Genomic DNA, 19,513 nt, shown 5'->3' with positions numbered 1-19,513 from the left:
GGTCTGGGGAAGGGGAGCTCACGACAGCACGGGGGCGCGGGGCCGGTACAGGCGTGGACGCCGGGTCGCTGCACGGTCCCAGCGCCGGGCGGCGGTGGTTGTGCGGCCGCCCAGGGCGGGCGGCCGGTCAGGCCGGGAGGAGGCGCCTCGCGGTGAGGGCGAGGCTGATCTCGACGAGGTCGCCGGGCCGGGTGAGGGTGCGTCCTGTGAGCTGTTCGCAGCGGCGCAGCCGGTTCAGGACGGTGTTGCGGTGGCAGTAGAGCCGTTCGCCCGCGCGCTGGGCGGAGCCGTCGCAGTCGAGCCAGGTGGCGAGGGTGTCGAGCAGGACGTCACGGTCGGCGGGGTCGAGGCGCAGCAGCGGGCCGAGGACGCGGGCGGCGAGGGTCCTGCCGAGGTCGGGGCTGGAGACCACGAGGGCGGCGGGCACCTCGTCCTCCAGGCGGACGGTGCCGCCCGCGGCGGGGCAGACGCTGAGCGCGAGGTCGGCGAACCGCCGCGCGTCCCCGACGGCGGCGAGCCCGTTGACGGCGCTGCCGACCCCGATCCGCACCCCTGCGGCCCCGGCGGGCCCCGGGGTCCGCTCCCGCGGTCCCGGGCGCCCGGCACTGCCGCGTGCGACCGGCCCTGCGTCCCGGACACCTCGAACGCCCCGGACCGCGGGGGCACTTCCGGCGCGGCTCGCGCCACCGGCTCCCCCGGTGCCGTCGCCGGTGCCCGTGCCGACCGTCGCCGCCTCCGCTGTGCCGATGGCGGTGCCGATGGCGTCGTCCTCGATGAGCACGATGCCGTGGTCGACGTCCACGCCGGTGTGCCAGTGGGCGCGGGCGCCGGGCGGTACGAGGGCCTCGCGGGCGGCCGCGCAGCCCGCCGGACGGCCGCCCGCGACGGCGACCACGACATAGCGGCCGTCGACCGGCATGCCGAGCGCCGCCGCCGTCTCGGGCAGGTCGGCGATCCGGCTGGCGCCGTCGAGCAGGGCGCCGGCCAGTACCCTGACCCGGTTCTCGCGGCGCCAGGTCAGCTGCCGTTCCACCTGCCGGTAGGCGTCGGCGACCAGCGCACAGTGCTCGTCGACGAAGTTCCAGACGTCGGCGGCGACATGGACGAGCAGCCGGACGTCCTCGGGCGCGCTGCGGGACGTCTCCTCGACGAGCCCCTGCCACACCAGGGAGCCGCCGAGCCTGAAGGCGTGCAGCAACGCGTCGAGGGGCAGGCCCTGTTCGGCGCGAGTCGCGCCGATCTTCCAGGAGCAGCGGCGGGCGGCGTCCCGGGCCGGGCCCGGGTCGAGCAGCGAGGTCACGCTGTGCCGCAGCGAGCGGTGCGCCTCCTGCCAGATGCCGTCCGGGTCGGTCAACAGGGCGGCCCGGTAGGCGGGTTCCTGTTCCTCGAGGACGGCGGTGAGCCGGTCGGTGAGATCGGGCAGGTCGTCGAGGAGGACCCGGGCCGCGCGGTGCAGGACCCGCAGCGCGTCGGCGTCGATGAGGGAGCGCCCGCGCCGGGCGCGCGGCCGTGGCAGCGGCACCGGGCCGGGTCGGACCACCGAGCGCGGCCGTGCGGCAGGATGCATCGCGGTACTCCCCCAACCTCGGCCCGCCGGCGGCACCTGTCCGCGGCGGGCGTCCCACGGTGTCCGGCCGGCCGTGTCGCCCGTGCGGCGGCTGCCGCCACCTGACTCGTCCGTGGACCGAGGATGACATACCGTCCGGTCGGTCCCTAGGGGTGTGCAGCGGTCTTTTCGCCCTGCTCGACCAGACGCGCCAGCTCGACGCGGGAGCGCACGCCGAGAACGGAGTAGACGTTGCGGAGGTGGTAGTCGACGGTCCGGGTGCTGACGGCGAGGCTCTGGGCGATCTCCCGGTTGGTGGCGCCGTCGGCGACCCGGTGGGCGATGCGCAGTTGCTGCGGGGTGAGCCGGGTCAGCGCGGCCGGTGCCGCGGCGCGGGAGACGGCGCCGTGGGCGCGCAGCTCGGCGCGGGTCTGCTCGGCCCAGACCCGGGCGCCGCAGTGGTCGAAGCCGACGAGGGCGGCGCTCAGCCGGTCGCGGGCCTCGCGCAGCCGGCGTCTGCGGCGCAGCCAGCGCCCGAAGAGGAGTGCGGTGCGGGCCCGTTCGAAGTCGCCGCCGGTCTCGTCGTGCCGGGCCAGTGCCCGGACGTAGAGAGCGTGGGCCTGTTCGGAGGGCGCCAACAGGGCTTGGCAGCGGGCGAGTTGGGCGGAGGCGTGCGGGTCGGCGCCGCAGGCCTCCCAGCGGGCGAACTCGGCGACGGCCGGACGCGCATCGGCGGGCCTGCCGGCCAGGACGGCGGCCTCCACGAAGCACGGGACGGCGAGCATCCACACCGCGAAGTGTCCGCGCCCCGGGCCCGGCCGGATCAGGGGTGCGAGCCGGTCGGCGGCGTCCTCGGGCAGTCCGCGCCCGAGGGCGGCGCGGGCCGCCGCCCAGTGGGCGAGGGTCGCGGTCTGGGCGAGTCCGTGCCTGCGCGCGGTCGTCAGCGCGGCGCTGACATGGGCGTCGACGAGCTGGGGTTCGCCCTCGATGGAGGCGGCCAGCGCGAGGACGGCGTGGTGCTGGGCGGCGTAGTTGCGCTGGCCCGTCGCGCGGGCGGCGCGGAGGCCGTCCTCGGCGTGGCTCCTGGCCTGCGCGTGCCGGCCCGCCCGCAGTTCGGCGTAGGCGAGGTACTCGAGGGCGCGGGGTTCGAGGGCGAAGGCGCCGCGGTTGCGGGCGGCGGCCAGGGCCCGCGCCCCGGCCTGCCGGGCGGCGGCGAGGTCCCCGAGGAGCAGGCCGGCGGCGGCCGAGCGCAGCAGCGGTTCGGGGGTGTCGTCGCCTCCGGTGGCGTGCGCGACGCGGCGCAGGGGTGCGGCGGCCCGGTCGAAGCGGGCCTCGAGGACGGCCCGTATACCGAGGCGGTAGTCGTCGACCGGGTCGGGTGCGGCCGTGCCCCGACCGTCGACCGGGTCGGGTGCGGCCGTGCCCCGACCGTCGACCGGGTCGGGTGCGGCCGTGCCCCGACCGGAGCGGGGTGGGTGGTCGCGCAGCAGGGTCAGGCAGGTGGCCGCGTCGCCCGCCGTCCAGGCCGCGTCGGCGGCGGCGAGGACGGCGGCCCGCGCGGCGTGCGGGTCCTCGGGGGCCAGGAGTGAGGCGGCGAGCAGGAAGGACGCGCAGGCGTCGCCCACGGGTCCGTCCCGTGCCTCCCGCACCGCTCGGGCGAGTGCGGTGCGGCCGCGCGGTGACCCGCTCGGCTCCGCTCCCGCCATGGCCGTTCCCCGCGTTCCGCGTCCGCTCATTCCCTGGACGTTACTTACGCGTAACGCGAGGCGGAAGCCCGTCGTCCGCCCGGCGGGGAGCGTCCTTCGGGGCCGCCATCTGCGCGTTTCGGCTTCCGGTGGCGCGGACGGCGTGTGCCGGTGCCCAACCCCGTGGCGCGGGGCCGGTGCACCGGCACAGTGTGCGGACGTCAGGAGGTGTGGGGGCAGTTGCCCCGGTACTCCTCGATGGTCAGGCTCGGCTGGGGCAGCGGGCACAGGAACTGCTCGTAGCGGGTGTCCTTGTCGATGAACCGCTTGAGCCAGGAGACGCTGTACTTCGCGATCGTCGTGTTCGACGAGTTGGGCGTGAAGTGGGTGGCTCCGTTCAGCTCCAGATAGGCCCGGTCGAGCGAGGACGGCAGGCTGGTGTAGAACGGCTCGGCGTGGGTGGCGACGGGCGCGATGGTGTCGCCGTCGGCCCCCACGACGAGGGTGGGTGTGCGGACCTCGGGCCAGGTCTTGTCGAGGTTCCAGGGCGTCAGCGGGATCGCCGCCCGCAGCGAGGGCCGGGTCTTGGCGGCCTCCAGCGTGCCGCCGCCGCCCATCGAGTGCCCGATCACCCCGAGCCGGTCGCTGTCGACGCGGGTGCGGACGCTGCTGCGCTGGGTCAGGTAGTCGAGGGCCGCGAGGAGTTGGCGGCCCCGGGAGTCGGGCTGGTCGAGGGTGGTGAGGGTGTCGATGGTGAAGACGACGAAGCCCTGCGAGGCGAGCCGGGGCCCGAGCCAGGAGATGGACGACTGGGTCCCGGTGTAGCCGGGCGAGACGGCGACGGCGCCGAAGGTGCCGTCACTGGTGCTGGTGGGGTAGTAGATCGTGCCGCCGCCGAAGTCGCTGACCAGGAGCGAGGAGACCGTCGTCTGGGAGACGGCGTAGGAGCCCCTGGCGGCCTCGATGCTCGCGGTGGTGGGGGCGGGTCCCCGCTCGTAGGGGTTGTCGGCCGCATGCGCGCCGGGTCCGGTCAGGGTGGTGAGCGCGACGACCGCGGCGACGGCCGCCGCGGCACCGGTGAAGCGGGAGGCGCGACGGCGCGAGGGCCGTGGGGAGGCGGTGCCGTGCGGGGTGAGGGTGTGGTGCTGCATGCCGAGTCGTCCTCTCGGTGGGGGCGGGGGCGGTGCGTTCGACGGGCCCACTGTCGGGCGGCGCGGGGGCTCTGCGCACCGGCGAAGTCACCGGTCTCGCGGTCAGGCCCCGGTTCTGTCCGGATCTTTTCGGCGACCGGGAGTGCCCGATCTTTTCGGCGGCCGGGAGTGCCCGATCTTTTCGGCGACCGGGTGTGCCCGCCGGTCGGGCACCTGTGCGAGGCTCGGTCCCGGACGGCGGCCCGAGCGGCGGCCGTCACCTGGGACGACAGCGTGGAGAGGCGGCGCGGATGCGCATCGGACTGCTCGGTACCGGCCCCTGGGCGACGGCGGCGCACGCCCCCGCCCTCCAGGACCACCCCGACCTGGACTTCGTCGGTGTGTGGGGGCGGCGCCCCGAGGCCGCCGAGGAACTCGCCGGCCGCCACGGCACCCGCGCCTACCAGGACGTGGACGCCCTGCTGGCCGACGTGGACGCGGTCGCCGTCGCGCTGCCGCCGTCCGTGCAGGCCGGCCTCGCGGTGCGGGCCGCGTCCGCCGGCTGCCATCTGCTGCTGGACAAACCGGTCGCGACCACCGCCGAGCAGGCGCGGGAGGTGGTGGCGGCGGTGCGGGCGGCCGAGGTCGCCTCGGTGGTCTTCTTCACCACCCGGTTCGTGCCGGGCAGCGCGGCCTGGATCACCGAACAGGCGGCGACCGGCGGCTGGTTCACGGCGCGGGCGCAGTGGCTCGGCGCGGTCTTCTCCGACGCGGGCCACCCGTTCGCGACCCCGTGGCGCAAGGAGAAGGGCGCCCTGTGGGACGTCGGCCCGCACGCCCTGTCGGTGCTGCTGCCGGTGCTGGGCGACGTACGGCGGGTCGCGGCGGCGGTGCCTGGACCGGGGGACACCGCGCAGCTGGTCCTGGACCACGAGGGCGGCGCGTCCAGCACCCTGACGCTGAGCCTCACGGCGCCGCCGGCCGCGTCGGGCGCCGAGGTGCAGCTGCGCGGCGCGTCGGGCGTGGCGGACCTGCCGGAGAGCACGGAGGGCGCGGTCCCGTCCTTGGTGCGGGCGGCCGACGCCCTGCTCGGCGCCGCCCGCACCGGCACCCCGCACCCGTGCGACGCGGCGTTCGGCCTGCGGGTGACGGAGATCCTGGCGGAGGCGGAACTGCTGCTGGACAAGAACACCGGCTGAGCGGAGCCGGGCCGCCGACTCGCCGACCGCCGAGCCTGCGGGCACCGGGGCCGGTTCCGGCGCGCGCCGGGGCCGGTGCCGTCACGCGCCGGGGCCGGTTCCGGCGAACAGCGGTGCCGGCGCCGGTGCGCGCCTCCGCTTCCTGTCACGGCTCCTCGGCCGTCACTCCTCCTCGTCGTCGCCGAACGGTTCGTCGCTCCACCGGAACCATGCCTTGCCCCCGTCGATGTGCAGCAGGAACTCGGGGACCGGGCCGTCCGGGGAGGAGAGGGAGACCTGGCGTTCGATCTCGGCGTAGACCTTCTCCCACTCCTCCCAGCGCTCCTCCGCGCTCTGCGCCAGGGCGAGTTCACGGGCGAAGAGGTCGCGGACGGCGTCGAAGCCGGGGCCTGGCGTGAAGGTGCCGGACAGCCAGGGGAAGTCGGCGTCGTCGATCAGGATCTCCCCGATCACCTCCCCCGCATCCGCCCCTCTCCCCGCCCCTCCTGCTGAATGCGCCGTCCCGTCGGCCACGCCCCGCACCGTCCAGACCTCGCCCTGGAATCCCATCCCGCCTCCGCCGTCCCGTGGTCGATCACGCCAAGGTCAGCCTGCCACCCGGCACTGACAACCGGCCCCGCCCGGCTTGACCCGGCTCCGCCCGGCTCCCGGCGTGCGGGCGGGCGTGGGGTGGAGGAGCGTGGTGGTGTGAATCAGGTGCGTCGGACGCGTCTCGCGTTCTCCCGAAGGGCGCACGACCGGCGGAGCTGGCTGCACGGCGCCCCGCCGCCGCGCTGGGTGCGGGTGCTGCCGGTGCTCCTGGCCGTCGGGGTGTGCGTCGCGACCCTGGTGAGCCCCTCCCCCCTCGACATCGGCTTCCTGCTGGGGGCGATCCCGCCGCTCGCGGTCCTGTCGTACGGGCCGCTGGCGACGGCCGCGCTGGGGGCCGCCGTGATCGCCATCCTCCAGGCCCCGGCGTTCCGGCTGAACGAACCAGGCAACACGGACGTCCTGACCATCTGCTTCGTCGCGCTGCTGAGCGTCTTCGTCTCCTACGTCAGCCGCCGCCGTGACGCGCAGCTCGACCTGGAGCGGACGGTCGCGGAGGCGGCGCAGCGGGCGCTGGTGCCGCCGGTGCCCGACCGGGTGGGGCAGGTGCGGTGCGCGGGTCTGTACCGGGCGGCGGAGCGCGGCACCCTGGTCGGCGGCGACTTCTTCGACGTGCGGGAGGGGCCGTTCGGGGTGCGGGCGGTGATGGGGGACGTGCAGGGGCACGGGCTCTCGGCGGTCGCGACGGTCGCTTCGCTGCTGGGCGCGTTCCGGGAGGCGGTGCTCGATCTGCCCGACCTGGAGTCGGTGGCGGCGCGTCTCGACCGGCGGCTGGTGGTGGACTCGGCGTCGGCCCGGTTCCCCGAGCTGTTCGCGACGGCGGTGCTGCTGGAGTTCGCGCCGGACGGGCGGACGGTGCGGGTGCTGTCGTGCGGGCATCCGGCGCCGGTGCTCGTGCAGGGCGGCCGTGCGGTGGAGCTGGGGCTGCCCGCGGGGACGCCGCTCGGTCTCGGGCTGTCGGACGGACTCTCGCCGACGGGGGTGAGCGTGCGGCTCGATCCGGGCGACACGCTGTTCCTTGCGTCGGACGGGGTCTCCGAGGGCCGCGACGACGCGGGGGTCTTCTATCCGCTGGTGGAGCGGCTGACGGGGCTCGCGGCGGGGGCGGGCGGTGATCCGGGGAAGCTGGCGGACCAGGTGTGGACGGACCTGTTCCGGTACTGCCGGGAGATCCTCGACGACGTGACGATGCTGGTGCTCACCCCGGTGGTGCCTGACGGCCGCTGACGCCCGCGGCCGGTCCGCGGTCGCCCTCGGTGTCGATGTGCGGCAGCAGCCTGTCGAGAACCGCCGGGGTCCACCAGGCGCGGCGGCCCAGCAGGGTCATCACGGCGGGCACCATGAGCAGCCTCACCACCGTGGCGTCGATGAGGACGCTGACGGCGAGCCCGAGGCCGAGCATCTTGACGACGATGTTGTCGCTCAGGACGAACGCCGCGAAGACGCTCACCATGATCAGGGCCGCGCAGGTGATGACCCGGGCGGTGATCTCCAGCGCGTGGGCGACGGAGGCCCTGGCGTCGCCGGTGCGCAGCCAGGCCTCGTGGACCCGGGAGAGCAGGAAGATCTCGTAGTCCATGCTGAGTCCGAAGATGATGGCGAACATCATCATCGGGACGTAGCTCTCGATGGGCACCCGCCCTGACACGCCGAGCGCGGGCCCGCCCCAGCCCCACTGGAAGACGGCGACGACGACGCCGTAGGAGGCGGCGATCGACAGCACGTTGAGGACGGCGGCCTTGACGGCGACGAGGAGGCCGCGGAAGACGGCGAGGATGATCAGGAAGGCCAGCGCGACGACGACCCCGATGATCAGGGGCAGCCGGCCGGCCACGAGGTCGCGGAAGTCGACCTGGGCGGCGGTGGTGCCGGTGACGTACCCCTGGGCGCCGGTGCCCGCGACGGCGGCGGGCAGGGTGTCGTGGACCAGCCGGTTGGCGAGGGCGGTGGTGGCGGCGGCCTGCGGTGACTGCTGGGGGTAGACGGTGCCGGTGAGGACGTCGCCGTCCGCGGTGGGCGTCAGCGGGGTGACGGTGGCGGCGCCCGGCACCCCGTCCAGGGTCTTCTGGGCCTGCGCGGAGAGCGCGGCGCGCTGGTCGGCCGGTACGTGGCTCTGGTCGACGACGACGGTGAGGGGGCCGTTGGAGCCTGGCCCGAAGGCGTCGGTCATCAGGTCGTAGGCCCGCCGGTCGGTGAAGGAGATGGGGTCGGCGCCGTCGCCGATGTGTCCGAGCTGGATCGAGAACACCGGGATCGCGAGGACGACGACGATCGCGACGCCCGCCGCGAGGAACCGCCAGGGCCGGTGCTCGACGCGCTGCGCGTACCGGTGCCAGGTGCCGTGCGGGACGGCGCCCGGGGCGGCGTCGGTCTCGGCGACAAGGCGGCGGACCCGGTAGCGGTCGACGCGGGTGCCGAGGAGTCCGAGGAGCGCGGGGACCAGGGTGAGGGCGCCGACGACGGCCGAGACGACGGTGACGGCGGCGGCGAGGCCGAGCTTGCCGATGAAGCTCACGCCGGACGCGTACAGGCCGGCCAGGGCGATGATCACCGTGCAGCCGGAGACCAGGACGGCGCGTCCGCTGGTGGCGTTGGCGTGCCCGGCGGCGCGCACCGGGTGGACGCCGTCCATGAGGCTCTGCCGGTGCCGGGTGAGGAGGAAGAGGGCGTAGTCGATGCCGACGCCGAGGCCGATCATCGTGGCGAGGGTGGGTGAGACGGTCGCGAAGGTGAACGCGGTGGCGAGCAGCCCGAGGCAGGCGAGGCCGCCGAACACGCCGATCAGGGCGGTCAGCAGGGGGATGCCGGCGGCGATGACGCTGCCGAAGCCGATCAGCAGGACGACGATCGCGACGGCGAACCCGATCAGCTCGCTCAGCCGGTCGTTCGTGGCGGGTCGGGCCAGTTCGCCGAGCGGTCCGCCGTACTCGACCTGGGCGCCGGCCGAGCGCAGGGGCCGCACGGCCTGGTCGACGCCCGTGAGGTAGCCGGCGCCGAGGGTGGCGGGCTGGACGTCGAACCGGACCGCGATGTAGGCCGTGCGGCCGTCGGTGGAGAGCGGTCCGACCGGGGAGGCGGGCTCGGTGAGCGGGTTCTGCACGGACTGCACGTGCGGGAGTTTCGCCAGGTCGGCGACGGTGCTCGACATCTGGGTGGCGAGGGCGGCGAGCGGCTGGTCCGTGTCGTGCAGGACGATCTGGCTGCCGTAGCCGCCGGCCGCCGGATCGTGCTCCTTCAGTACGGCCAGGCCCTGCTGCGACTGCGCGCCGGGCAGCGCGAAGTCGTCGGAGTAGGTGCCGCCGAGGGAGCGGTTGAGGAACTGGAGCACCACCAGGGCGATCAGCCAGCCGACGATGACGACGGCGTAGTGCCGGGCGCACCCTTCGCCGAGCCGCCGCAGCAGCCCTCGGGAGGGTGCCCGGTCGCCCGCGGGACCGGTGTCTGTGGATGCCATGGACCTGGTCCTCCGTGCGGCCGATCCGCTGGAGGACCCATTAGACGTCGGGCCCGGCCGCCGGGCATCTCGGACCGGGCGCCGGCGGTCCTTCCGGATGCACGGCGGGCGTCCGCGATGAATGGTGTTAACGGGCCTTCGGGCCCACGCCAGCGATCCGGAGCCGAGGAGCACAGATCATGCCGATGTCACAGCCCGACGCGTCCGGTTCGTCCGAGGACGGCGTCACCCCGGACGACCAGCTGCACACCCGCCCCGGCGCCGAGGTGTCCCCCGAGGACCTGGTCCTGGCGGCGGGCCGCGACGTCACCCCGGAGAACCTGGAGTGGGCCCGCCGCAAACTGGCCGAGGAGGGCCCGGCGGCCCTGGACAAGCTCCTGCCGTGACGACGGGCTCCGGCGCGCGCCCGCGCTACGGGCCCACGTGGACGTAGCAGGCCCAGTTCAGGCGTCCGGCGTGCGCGGGGTCGTGGCGGAGGTGCTGGACGGCATCGTGGAGGGCGCGGGCGCTGCCGCCCGTGCCGTCGTCCGAGGCTCGCAGGGTTCGGTAGAAGGCGCGTGTGAGGTCGGGCGCGGGACCGTCGGCGAGCCTCCAGAGGGTGCCGACGACGTGCTGGAAGCCGGCGAGCTGGAAGGCGGCGGCGAGATGGACCGCCTCGTCGGCGAGGGCGCCGGTGCCGCGGGCGGTGTGGCAGGCGGAGAGGAAGGCGAGTTCCGCGCCGGAGAGGTCCTGGTCGGCGACGCGCGACACGGTGAGGGGCCCGTCGTGCAGGACCAGGTGGCTGTGGGCGGGGTCGTCCGGGTCGTGCGTGCCGTGGCAGGCGAAGTGGACCCAGGGGTGCGAGGGCAGAGCGGACAGCACGGCGGGCACGACGGCCTCTGCCCCGGCCTTGACGGTGTGCTCGTCGCCGAAGATCCCGGCCAGCGTGGACAGTTCGCTCCGGACGCCGGGCAGGCCGGCCGGGGGCGCGGTGCCCGTGCCGTTCTCCCGTGCGTCGGCGACCCCCACGGCGAGCAGGCGCGGCCGTCGGGGGGTGCGGGGCGTTCTGGCCCTGATGAGTGAGCCGAGGGTGGGGGTGTAGGAGGAGATCACCCGGTCGATGACCCGCGCGCCGTTCCTCGGCCCGGCGGCGTGCAGGGGAAGCAGGGCCAGCGGTCCTGTGGGGCACCACCACAGGCGGGGCAGGGCCTCACCCGGCTGGTCGAGGCCGAGCGCGGTGAGGACGGGCCCGGTGATGTTCTCCCCGAGCCAGTGCAGCGTGTCGGTGATCCGTCGCCCCAGCGCGCGGGCTTCGAGGGGGCCGACGGCGAGTGCGGGGTCGTTCAATCGGCCGACGGCGTCGAGGAAGTCCGCGGCGTGCCGCTCGACGTCCTCGGCGGTGACGGTGGGCAGCTCGACCAGGACGACCGGCTCCTCGCCCGGGGTGGGGGTGAGCAGGAGGGCGTCGCAGCGGTGGCCGCTGATGTTGACGATCGCGACCGGTCCGCCGTCGGCCGCGCCGCGCAGGTACTGGAAGGACGGCGGCCGGAGGAAGTCGGTGAAGTCGTCGAGACCGCGGATCCTGGCCAGGATGTCGTCGAACCGCTCGCTGAGCCCCCAGCGCCGCGACCGGTCCCCCGACCCCTCGGCGCGTTCGCCGCCCGGACCGAGTCCGCCGCCCTCCAGGTCGGCGCAGATCGCGTCGAACTCCGCTGCCGGCGCGGGATGTTCGGCACGCAGCCTGCTCCGGTCGGTGCGGGTCTGCATGAGCTGGGACCAGATGACGGATCGCCCCTGCTCCAACAGCCGTACGGCGGAACGCAGTTCGCCCATCGTGATCGCGGCCGCCGCGGCATCGCCCGCCAGCAGGGGCAGTTGGGCGATCTGCGCGAGCCGGGACGCCCGGGGGATACCGCGGTCCGCCAGCCGGGGCAGCAGCTGTTCGACCGCTGTGCGGTAGTCGGCGAGCGCACCGGCGGCGTCGCCGGTCAGCAGGCCCAGCCTGCCCGAGGAGAAGGCCGAGAACAGCCGGGTCCGGGTCGAGGCGGTCACGCTCGCGGTGGAGGCGCGGAAGGCCGCCAACGCCTCGCCCAGGGTGTCGGCGGGTTCGCCGTCCTCGGACGGCCGCCTCAGCAGGGTCAGTCCGAGTTCCGACCACAGATGGCCGAGGTGGAGGTCGCCGGGAGCGCGGGCGGCGACCTCCCGGGCCGTGCGGCGGAGGATGGTGAGAGAGGCGTCCAGGTCCTCCGGGTCGCCGCGGTCGCGCAGGGCGACGGCGAGTTTGAGCCGCATGACCGGGTGGTCGACGTGCGTGGCCGGGGTGGCGCCGGTCGCCGTCCGGAGAGCGTCGATCGCGCCGTCCAGGTCCTCGCCCGTGCCGAGGACGTCGTAGCGGGCGTTCAGGGCGGCGGCCAGGTGGGTCAGCGCGCGGCCGGTCTCCGCGCCGGGCGGCGCGGCGTCCACCGCCGTGCGGGCGACGGCGACGGCACGGTCGATGTCCCCGCGCCGGCGCAGCGTGACGAACCGGGCCAGCAGGAGGCCGCTGAGGACGGCCGGCGCGGTGTGCTCGGTGGCACCCCGGCGTTCGGCCAGGCCGACGGCGGTCTCGGCGGCGTCGATCGCGGCGGTGAGGTCCTCCAGGTCGCCCACGGTCTCGAACCGGACGCGCAGGACGGACGCGAGGGCGACCAAACGGTCGACGCGGGCGGGGTCGTCGTCGGGGGTGGCCGCGAGCGCGGCGGACGCGGAGTCGAACGCCTCGGCCAGATCGGCGGGTTCGGCCCCGCGAAGGAAGCGGTGGAACAGCGCGGCGGACTGCGCGGACAGGGCGGGGGCGTGTCCGGGCAGCGCGGCGAGCGCCTGCCGGGACAGCCTCAGCGCGGCCTCCGCGTCCTGCGGGTCGCCGAGCCGGACGAACTGGCCGAGCAGACTCGTGGCGAGGGCGACGAGGACGTCCGGTTCCGGCGGCTCGATGTCCAACCCGGCGGCCGGGGAAGGCGGTTGGCCGGTCAGGGCCAGCGTGTACCGCTCCCGCAGGGCATGGGTGTTCTGGTGCAGCGCCGCGCGTCGCGGATCACCCGGCGGCACCAGGCTCTCGCCCTCGGCCGTGGCGACCAGAGCGGCCTCCAGATCACCGAGGTCGGCGGTGGTGACGTAGCGCGCGAGCAGCATGTTCCCGAGGCTGCCGAGGACTCCGGGCAGGCTCGGGTGCGACTCGGGCATGACGCCGGTCTCGTGGCGGACCGCGTCGACGGCCTCGTCCAGATACCTGCCGACGCGGGTGTACTGGTACCGCTTCCACAGCAGGACCCCGAGCTGGAACCACCAACCGGCTTCGACACGCTCGTCGTTGACCATGGCGCGACGGGCGGTGATCGCGCGGTCGAGGTCGGCGATGTCGTGGTGGTGGTCGAACAGCGCGTCCCGGACGTCCGCGAGGCTGTCCCACATCCGCCGCCTGTCCGGACCGTCTTCGGCCGCGCTCGCCGCCTCGTCCATGTGGTGGGCGGCGATCTTGAGGCCGTCGGGCAGCTCGACGGCCTCGGCCAGTTGCTTCCAGGAGCTGCCCAGGTTGAACCGGATCGCAGGCCGCTCCCCTGCGGGCGCGGTCCGCGACGCGGCATCGAACAAGGCGATGGCGGTGCCGGAGACCTCCGGGTCGTCGGTCCGTCCGCTCTCGCGCAGCAGCAGCGTGCCGAGCGCGCTCAGCAGCGTGTGCGGCTGCGGCACCGGGGGTGGCGCGTCGGCGAACGCGTCGGCGAGAGCCTCGGGAACGGCCGTCGGCGCGACCGCGTGCAGGAGGCCGAACACGGACAGCCACGCGTGGTGGTCGAAGGGGGTCTGCTGCTCCTCGCCGAGCGCCTGGAGCCGGATGTCGAGGAGGAGACCGACCAGGCGGAGGATCGACACGTCGTCCTCGGTCACGGAATCCCCGTACAGCCGCTCACCGATCTGGCGGATCAGCGAGCCCGCGGCGCACAACGGCGCTGCGGCGAGCGCGATTTCGGGGTCTCCGGTGCCGAGGCACGCCTGTACGCAGTGATGCAGCAGTCCGACGGACGCCGCGGAGTCGTCGTTCGATAATCCCTCGGTGATGCCCTGTTCGCTCTCCACCGTTCCCTCCCCCGTCCCGCGCGCCCGCGCGGTGCGTATCAGGCTAGCCAGACGGCTGCGGGGCGAGGGCGCGCATTGTCAATTGATGGCGTCCGGTGGCCAGTTCGGTGGGAGCATGCTCACGTGGGCGACGAGACGGCCGGATTGTCCGGCAGGGACGCGGCGGGACTGGCGTATGTGTGCGCCCATTTCGAGGAGTTGCGGGAGCTGCTCGGCGACGACGGCCTCGATCCGTCGACGCCGTTGGAGCGGCTGCGCGCGGCCCGAGGCGCCGAAGCGGCGTCGACCGCAGGGCTGTTGGGTGAGATCGACGCGGCGCTCAGGGCCGCGACCGACGACTTCGCGAGCATCCACGGCGCCGGTCAGGGCCGTGGCGGAGACCTGAGCGGTCTGGAACCGCTGGAGATCGTCTTCCGGTGTCCGCTGCGCCGGTGCACGGGCCGGCCCGGCAGCGAGGTGGCGGTCGCCCGGCCGGTCTGCTCGATCAGCCGACGGGAACTCGTCCGGGAACGGCTGGTCTGAGGTGGGCGGCCTCTGGGGCGAGTTGGGCAGGAAGCTCGCCGACCGGTGGCTCTCCGTGCTGGTGCTGCCCGGGGTGCTCTACCTGGCCGTCGCCGCCGCCGCGCACACCCTGGGCCAGCGGCACGCCCTGGACGCGGCGAGGCTGATCCGGGAGGTGACGGCCGTCGCCGGGCAGCCGGCCGTCACGCAACTCGGTGGGCAGATCGTCCTGGTGGGCGCGATCCTGATCGCCTCGGCCGCGGCCGGGCTGGTCGCCGAGGCGGCGGGCGCGCTGATCGAACGCCTGGTCCTGGCGGTCGGCTGGCGGACCTGGCCGCTCGGGCTGTCCGTGCCGGCCGACCGGTGGGTGCGGCGCAAGCAGCGCCGCTGGGACGACGCCCACAGGCTCCACCACGAGCAGCAGCGGCTCAGCCGCGCGCCCGACCCCGCCGAGCGACCCGACCCGGCGGTGGGGCGGGCGGCTCTCGCGAGGCGCACGCGCATCGCCCTGGAACGGCCCGAGCGCCCGACCTGGAGCGGGGACCGCGTCCAGGCCGTCGCCCTGCGCCTCGACCGTGACCACCGTCTTGACCTCGCCGTCCTGTGGCCCTACCTGGAACCCGTCCTCCCCGACGCCCTGGCCGCCCGGGTCACCGAGTCCCGAGCGGCACTGACCCGCGCCACGACCCTGGCCGGCTGGGCGGTGCTCTACGTGCCGCTCGCGGGCTGGTGGTGGCCGGCCGCCCCGGTGGCCCTGGTCCTGGCGACGGCGGCCAGGAACCGCACCCGCGGTTGCGTGGACGCCTACGCGCGCCTCCTCGACGTCGCCGCCCGCCTCCACACCCCCGACCTGGCCGCACAGCTCGGCTTCGACCACACGGGCCCCCTCACCCCCGACCTCGGCGCCCGCCTCACCCACCACCTCAGGGCGCAACCGCCGCCGCCTCCGGCCTCGACGGACGGCTGACGAGGTCCGCTCGTGGAGCGCGGCGGCGGGATGTAGTGGGCCGTCCTCAGATCCCGACACGGGGTTGGGTGACGACCGCGCACTGGTCAGGCCCCGGGACAGCCGGCCCGGGGATGTGCCTGATCTCCCGGGGCCGGGACCGGTCCGTGGTGTCAGAGGGTCAGGTCAGGAGCAACCGGAGGCGATCTCCTGGAAGTTGTTGTAGTGGTCGCCGGTGTACCAGACGGTGTGGGTGTGGGGGTCGCGGACGAGGCGTTCCGCGTCGCGATGGGCGCCGGGGGTACGGGGGTTGACGTCGTACTCGCGGTACGTGCCGTCCGAGGGCAGATCCCCTGAACGGTTTCCGTAGACGTTGCTGCCCCGGATCACGAGTCGCGTGTTCACCACGGGATAGTCGGTGGGCCGGTTGGCCTGCGGCCAGTCGAGTTCCTTCCAGATCCCGCAAGCCTCCTTCACCTGCCCGGGGAACATCTCGACGGGCAGGGGCGGGTCGATGACGTCGGCGGCCGGCACGACGGCAACGTGGGCGGGGGTGGCGGGAGCGGCGGGGGTTCCCGCGACGGCGGACGAGGCTCCGGGGACGGCGAGTGCGGTCACCAGGAGAGCGGCCGCGGCAGCGAAGCGCGGCTTGCGGATGAGGTTCATACGTACTCAACCTGACGCCGGGCTGATCGGTCACGCTCCGTTGCTCAACGGTGTGTGGGGGCGGGGAACCGGGGGCGATCCCGCTGCCCGCGCGGCCGGCCGAACCGGTGCACGTCGTGAGGACCGCGATCCGCGACGCGATCGGCGACGTCCTCCCCGGAGGATGACCGCCATGGTCTGTGCGGGAGCGGTGGGCGCCTGGAGCCACCTGGCGGAGAGCCCCGCCCGTCCGCCACGGGGGTGGGCGGACGGGCGGGGCCGTTCGGGAGGCTACACGGGCCAGGCGTCCTCGGGGCTGTCCAGCCAGGCACGGTGCTCGCCGTCGCCGGTGACCGTCAGGCCGAACCGCTCGTACCCCGGTTCGCCCTTCTCCTGCCACCAGTGCAGTGCGCTCGCGACCTCGTCCCACAGGCGCCGGGGGCCGGACTGCCACACGTCCGCCTTGCGCCCCTCGTGGAACATCACGCACGCCCATGAACGGTCGTCGAGACCGTAGAACCAGACCGGCCGGTGCCCGTCCCGCGCGGCGGCCGGCACCTGGTAGCAGTCGGGGACGCGGAGCCCGATCGCGAACGTCCGTACGTCGTACCGGCCCTCGCCGAGCAACCCGTTCTCGGTCACCTCCGTCGTGGACCGGTCGGCACCGCCGAGGCCGTCGGGCAGGTACGCCTTGTGTCCGTCGAAGTGCCGCCGCTGGGCGCGCAGTTTCATGAACTCCACGGGCCGGGTGAAGTGCCCGGAGGCGGACGCCCTGTCGCCGGCCACGCGCAGGCGGACCACGGCGTCACCGTTGCTGTAGTGAGTGCCCCACGGCGCCACGATCAGCCCGCCCGGACTCACCTGCCCAAGCCACACCGGCGGAACCCGGCGCAGGCCGGCCGTGGAGATGAGGCGCGTGTACGGCGTCCCCTCCGGATCACCGAGCGCGCCGTCCCGGGTGAGGACGGTCCCGAGCAGGCCCTGCGCGCCGAGGCGACCGCGGGCGGCGGTGGCCACCTCGCTGTCGACCTCGATGCTGGTCACCGCGCGGTGCCCCAGCCGGTGGGTCATGAGGCCCGCGTTCCACCCGGTCCCCGTGCCGATCTCCAGGACCCGGTCGCCGGGGTGCGCGTCGAGGTCGGCCAGCATCCGGAAGACCACCGACGGCATCGACGCCGACGAGGTCGCCTCACCTCCCGGGTTCTCACCGGCCCCGTCGTCCCACTGGGTGACGATCGGCACGTCCTGATCGACGTACCGCTGCCAGGTCGTGGGATCCGTGCGCCGGTCGACCTCGACGGCCGCACCCGTGTCCATGTCGAAAGCCCAGACGACATCCGGCAGGAACGCGGCCCGCGGTACCGCCTCGAAGGCGTCCCGCCACTCCCCCGTCAGGGCCTCGCTCTCCAGGAGCGAGCGGCCCAGAACGGACCGTTCCTCCGTCATGCCGTGGCGCCGCATCAGCCGGCGTACCGGGGGCCACCGTCGGGGGACGGGGGCTCCTCCGGACCGGGCCAGGGCTCGCCCGGCAGACCGTCGCCCTCGCCGCCGTCGCCTCCGCCGGCGTTCATCAACAGGTCCATTTCTGCTCCTTGTTGTTCATTGTTCCTCGTTGCCCTTCCTGGCGGTGCCGGGAAGGAACCCGGTCCCGTCGGTCTCTTCCGGAGAACCGACAGGACTGGTCACCCGCGCCTCGTGGCTTCCGTTCCACGGGGCTGCGGGAGTTCATGGGGGTTGCCGGTTCTGCTCAGCGGTAGAGGGGAGTCGGCGTCGTCCGCACGCACGGGTACGTGTGGACCACGACGTCAGGGACAGCCGCGCTGAGCGAGTCCACCGGGATGGTGGTGGTGCCCTCCTCCGGCAGGATCGGCTGGTCGCAGTGATCGCAGATCACGCCCGCCCCCTCTCGGGCGCGCGGCAGGCGCCGGTGTAGGAGTAGCGCAGAGTGACGATGCCCGCGGTGCAGGGCCGCAGCAGGGGCGACTCCAGGCCGACCGCGCAGCCGCACGCGCAGATGACGGGCCGCCGCCTGCCCGTGCCCTCGTACGCCACCCGGTGCCGGAACGCGAAGGGCTCACCGGCCGTGCAGTGCGCGCCCGCGCATGCCGTGCACTGCACGGCGTGCCGCGCCCACATGAGGTAGGCGCGCACATACCGGAGCCGCAGCGGCCCGCATCGCGAGCACCCGGCCGGCTCCCAGCTCAGCGTGCCGCCGAGCGGCTCCAGACGCCCTCGCTCTCCGCACCAGACGCACGCCTGACCGTGGTTCTGGAGCCGGGTCAGGACCTGAGACGGAGGCACCTCGTAGATCAGCAGCCGCGCGACCTGGGAGTCCACCTCCCCGGCCGCCGTCAGCAGCAGGCCGGCCACGATCATCGCGGCGCACCCCCCGCCGCCTCTCCCGCAGAGGCGGGGAGCCCGCCATGGACGGACAGTAGATGCGCCTTCGCGCGGGCGACAGCAGCTTGGCTGGCCTGACGGCCGAGGCTGCGCGCGGCTCCCTTGAGGGACTCCGCGTGCTCCGCCTCCAGTGCTTCACCCACCAGGTAGGACGGCGCCTGTCCCGGTCGGCACAGCAGCTCCCTCCCCAGGAGCGTCATCCGGACGAGCGGCCCCACGTCCTGGAACGGACGCGGCGCCGCGTCCATGGGTACCACCCGCACCCGTAATCCGCCGCGTACGTCGGGGTGCGGGTGCTCGCGGTCGAGGAGAGCGAGGAGGTGCGAGAGCTGGCGGTACAGGACGGAGTGATCGGCGGCCACCGGCCGGTACAGCACGGCCTCGTCCACCAGGACGACGCGCCGCTGCCCCGGGAACCCGGTCATGGGCCCGCTCTCCCGGCAAACGCCCGGACCCGCCACGACGGCGTCGTACCCCGGCGTGCGGATACTCGCGGGAAGCAGCACCGACCCGAACTCGATTACTTCCGACGCGGCCCTGTTCACCGCCTCGTAGCGAGCGCGCGCGAGCTTCCCGCCCCAGTCGCAGAACATCTGGTACGACCTGCGCGCGGCCCGCTCCCTGCTCCCCGGGTCACGCGGGGGGAGCTGCGAGATCATCCACTCGATCTCCTCGTCGGCCACCCCGTACGAGGCGAGCAGCTCACGCACGAGGGACGGATCAGCGGCCCGCCCCGTCTCCCAGCGGTGCAGCGTCGGCGCCGAGACGCCGGGCCGCGCCACGTCCGTCAGCCGCAGCCGCCCGGCGTGCCGCAGCGACCGCAGCCAGACGCCCAGCACCACCAGTACCGCGGCCTCCTCCTCCAGGTCCGCCGTGCCCAGCACTAGAGCATTCCCGTCGAGCGGGCGTTGGCGGTGGCGACCGCCGCGCTGAGGGCATCCCCGACCGGCACCGGGCGCACCTTCGTCGGGTCGGCGTCCCACTCCCTACCGCCCTCGACCGGCCGGAGCTGCACGTACGGGCCGACAGCGCCCATCACCTTGCCGATCCTCTGCGTGCTGGTGTCCATCACGGTCTCGCCGATCTTCGGCTCATACTCCTCGGCGGCCGGGTCCTCTCCTCGGTAACCCGGTGCCCGAGCTGTACCGTTGGTCATGTCGACGCTCCCTCACGGGTGTGAGCGTTGGCCACCGCCCCGGGGCCGTTCCCGCGGCCGCCGGGGTCTGTGGGCTGTTACGTCGAGACTCTCCTGATCGGCGCAATTTCGGGATAACCGCCGGGTGTTACCGAGGCGGTAATACACTCGTTGAGGAGTCGGCGCGGTGTC

17 protein-coding genes and 1 pseudogene are annotated in these 19,513 nt (G+C 74.5%); 5 read left to right on the top strand and 13 right to left on the bottom strand.

The window, feature by feature from the left end; all coding sequences use genetic code 11:
- Nucleotides 1-127: 127 nt before the first annotated feature.
- The 3 genes and pseudogenes from DDJ31_RS36255 to bdeA all read right to left on the bottom strand — a co-directional run bounded on the left by DDJ31_RS36255 (nt 128) and on the right by bdeA (nt 4,382).
- The gene (locus DDJ31_RS36255; protein WP_127176188.1) at nt 128-1,567 is read right to left on the bottom strand and encodes a PucR family transcriptional regulator; all 1,440 of its coding nucleotides are present in this window, start codon (nt 1,565-1,567) and stop codon (nt 128-130) included.
- A 146-nt stretch (nt 1,568-1,713) separates the two neighbouring features.
- Nucleotides 1,714-3,222: pseudogene (locus DDJ31_RS36250) on the bottom strand (helix-turn-helix transcriptional regulator); the annotation flags it as partial.
- 230 nt (nt 3,223-3,452) lie between these two features.
- On the bottom strand, nt 3,453-4,382 hold the full coding sequence (bdeA, locus tag DDJ31_RS36245; RefSeq protein WP_127176190.1) for a bis(hydroxyethyl) terephthalate hydrolase: 930 nt from the start codon (nt 4,380-4,382) through the stop codon (nt 3,453-3,455).
- 290 nt (nt 4,383-4,672) lie between these two features.
- Between bdeA and DDJ31_RS36240 the strand changes: the two genes are divergently transcribed.
- The gene (locus DDJ31_RS36240; protein ID WP_127176191.1) at nt 4,673-5,560 is read left to right on the top strand and encodes a Gfo/Idh/MocA family protein; all 888 of its coding nucleotides are present in this window, start codon (nt 4,673-4,675) and stop codon (nt 5,558-5,560) included.
- Between the two features lie 162 nt (nt 5,561-5,722).
- Here DDJ31_RS36240 and DDJ31_RS36235 read toward each other — a convergent pair whose 3' ends face one another.
- Complete coding sequence (locus DDJ31_RS36235) at nt 5,723-6,109, bottom strand: hypothetical protein (protein WP_127176192.1); 387 nt, start codon at nt 6,107-6,109, stop codon at nt 5,723-5,725.
- A 147-nt stretch (nt 6,110-6,256) separates the two neighbouring features.
- Here DDJ31_RS36235 and DDJ31_RS36230 point away from each other — a divergent pair, with 147 nt between their 5' ends.
- Complete coding sequence (locus tag DDJ31_RS36230; RefSeq protein ID WP_431029121.1) at nt 6,257-7,375, top strand: PP2C family protein-serine/threonine phosphatase; 1,119 nt, start codon at nt 6,257-6,259, stop codon at nt 7,373-7,375.
- Here the strand turns inward: DDJ31_RS36230 and DDJ31_RS36225 are convergent.
- On the bottom strand, nt 7,347-9,602 hold the full coding sequence (locus DDJ31_RS36225) for an MMPL family transporter (RefSeq protein WP_127176194.1): 2,256 nt from the start codon (nt 9,600-9,602) through the stop codon (nt 7,347-7,349). The genes DDJ31_RS36230 and DDJ31_RS36225 overlap by 29 nt on opposite strands.
- Before the next feature lie 179 nt (nt 9,603-9,781).
- Here DDJ31_RS36225 and DDJ31_RS36220 point away from each other — a divergent pair, with 179 nt between their 5' ends.
- Nucleotides 9,782-9,988 carry a hypothetical protein gene (locus DDJ31_RS36220; RefSeq protein ID WP_127176195.1) on the top strand — a complete coding sequence of 69 codons (207 nt, stop codon included), beginning with the start codon at nt 9,782-9,784 and terminating at the stop codon, nt 9,986-9,988.
- A 25-nt stretch (nt 9,989-10,013) separates the two neighbouring features.
- Here the strand turns inward: DDJ31_RS36220 and DDJ31_RS36215 are convergent, their stop codons facing one another.
- Nucleotides 10,014-13,694, bottom strand: a complete 3,681-nt coding sequence (locus DDJ31_RS36215) for a CHAT domain-containing protein (RefSeq protein ID WP_127176196.1) — start codon at nt 13,692-13,694, stop codon at nt 10,014-10,016.
- 123 nt (nt 13,695-13,817) lie between these two features.
- Between DDJ31_RS36215 and DDJ31_RS36210 the strand changes: the two genes are divergently transcribed.
- Both DDJ31_RS36210 and DDJ31_RS36205 read left to right on the top strand, forming a co-directional pair.
- Nucleotides 13,818-14,216: a hypothetical protein gene (locus DDJ31_RS36210; RefSeq protein ID WP_127176197.1), complete on the top strand. Its 399-nt coding sequence runs from the start codon at nt 13,818-13,820 to the stop codon at nt 14,214-14,216.
- A 1-nt stretch (nt 14,217) separates the two neighbouring features.
- A complete protein-coding gene (locus DDJ31_RS36205; RefSeq protein WP_127176198.1) occupies nt 14,218-15,162 on the top strand; it encodes a hypothetical protein in 945 nt (314 codons plus the stop codon).
- A gap of 165 nt (nt 15,163-15,327) precedes the next feature.
- On the opposite strand, the gene DDJ31_RS36200 is transcribed toward DDJ31_RS36205, so the two are convergent.
- The 7 genes from DDJ31_RS36200 to DDJ31_RS36175 form a co-directional block, all read right to left on the bottom strand.
- Nucleotides 15,328-15,807 (bottom strand): ribonuclease domain-containing protein, encoded by a 480-nt coding sequence (locus tag DDJ31_RS36200; RefSeq protein WP_127176199.1) that lies wholly within the window; start codon nt 15,805-15,807, stop codon nt 15,328-15,330.
- Nucleotides 15,808-16,077: 270 nt separating this feature from the next.
- Nucleotides 16,078-17,232: a protein-L-isoaspartate(D-aspartate) O-methyltransferase gene (locus tag DDJ31_RS36195; protein ID WP_240677955.1), complete on the bottom strand. Its 1,155-nt coding sequence runs from the start codon at nt 17,230-17,232 to the stop codon at nt 16,078-16,080.
- Nucleotides 17,233-17,246: 14 nt separating this feature from the next.
- Nucleotides 17,247-17,369 (bottom strand): hypothetical protein, encoded by a 123-nt coding sequence (locus tag DDJ31_RS39770; RefSeq protein ID WP_276319292.1) that lies wholly within the window; start codon nt 17,367-17,369, stop codon nt 17,247-17,249.
- 164 nt (nt 17,370-17,533) lie between these two features.
- Nucleotides 17,534-17,680 (bottom strand): hypothetical protein, encoded by a 147-nt coding sequence (locus tag DDJ31_RS36190; protein ID WP_164784821.1) that lies wholly within the window; start codon nt 17,678-17,680, stop codon nt 17,534-17,536.
- Nucleotides 17,677-18,162 carry a hypothetical protein gene (locus DDJ31_RS36185; protein ID WP_127176201.1) on the bottom strand — a complete coding sequence of 162 codons (486 nt, stop codon included), beginning with the start codon at nt 18,160-18,162 and terminating at the stop codon, nt 17,677-17,679. The genes DDJ31_RS36190 and DDJ31_RS36185 overlap by 4 nt, the downstream gene beginning before the upstream one ends.
- Complete coding sequence (locus DDJ31_RS36180; protein WP_164784822.1) at nt 18,159-19,070, bottom strand: Scr1 family TA system antitoxin-like transcriptional regulator; 912 nt, start codon at nt 19,068-19,070, stop codon at nt 18,159-18,161. The genes DDJ31_RS36185 and DDJ31_RS36180 overlap by 4 nt, the downstream gene beginning before the upstream one ends.
- The gene (locus DDJ31_RS36175; RefSeq protein WP_240678488.1) at nt 19,070-19,342 is read right to left on the bottom strand and encodes a hypothetical protein; all 273 of its coding nucleotides are present in this window, start codon (nt 19,340-19,342) and stop codon (nt 19,070-19,072) included. The genes DDJ31_RS36180 and DDJ31_RS36175 overlap by 1 nt, the downstream gene beginning before the upstream one ends.
- Nucleotides 19,343-19,513: the final 171 nt, after the last annotated feature.

It is taken from the genome of Streptomyces griseoviridis (assembly GCF_005222485.1).
Taxonomy (GTDB): domain Bacteria; phylum Actinomycetota; class Actinomycetes; order Streptomycetales; family Streptomycetaceae; genus Streptomyces; species Streptomyces hintoniae.
This window is presented reverse-complemented; position numbering and strand designations above follow the sequence as displayed.

Bases quoted from the DNA above. Each gene is read 5' to 3' on its own strand.
- DDJ31_RS36255 (WP_127176188.1), bottom strand. From the start codon at position 1,567: ATGCATCCTGCCGCACGGCCGCGCTCGGTGGTCCGACCCGGCCCGGTG.
- bdeA (WP_127176190.1), bottom strand. From the start codon at position 4,382: ATGCAGCACCACACCCTCACCCCGCACGGCACCGCCTCCCCACGGCCC.
- DDJ31_RS36240 (WP_127176191.1), top strand. From the start codon at position 4,673: ATGCGCATCGGACTGCTCGGTACCGGCCCCTGGGCGACGGCGGCGCAC.
- DDJ31_RS36235 (WP_127176192.1), bottom strand. From the start codon at position 6,109: ATGGGATTCCAGGGCGAGGTCTGGACGGTGCGGGGCGTGGCCGACGGG.
- DDJ31_RS36225 (WP_127176194.1), bottom strand. From the start codon at position 9,602: ATGGCATCCACAGACACCGGTCCCGCGGGCGACCGGGCACCCTCCCGA.
- DDJ31_RS36220 (WP_127176195.1), top strand. From the start codon at position 9,782: ATGCCGATGTCACAGCCCGACGCGTCCGGTTCGTCCGAGGACGGCGTC.
- DDJ31_RS36200 (WP_127176199.1), bottom strand. From the start codon at position 15,807: ATGAACCTCATCCGCAAGCCGCGCTTCGCTGCCGCGGCCGCTCTCCTG.
- DDJ31_RS36195 (WP_240677955.1), bottom strand. From the start codon at position 17,232: ATGACGGAGGAACGGTCCGTTCTGGGCCGCTCGCTCCTGGAGAGCGAG.
- DDJ31_RS39770 (WP_276319292.1), bottom strand. From the start codon at position 17,369: ATGGACCTGTTGATGAACGCCGGCGGAGGCGACGGCGGCGAGGGCGAC.
- DDJ31_RS36185 (WP_127176201.1), bottom strand. From the start codon at position 18,162: ATGATCGTGGCCGGCCTGCTGCTGACGGCGGCCGGGGAGGTGGACTCC.
- DDJ31_RS36175 (WP_240678488.1), bottom strand. From the start codon at position 19,342: ATGACCAACGGTACAGCTCGGGCACCGGGTTACCGAGGAGAGGACCCG.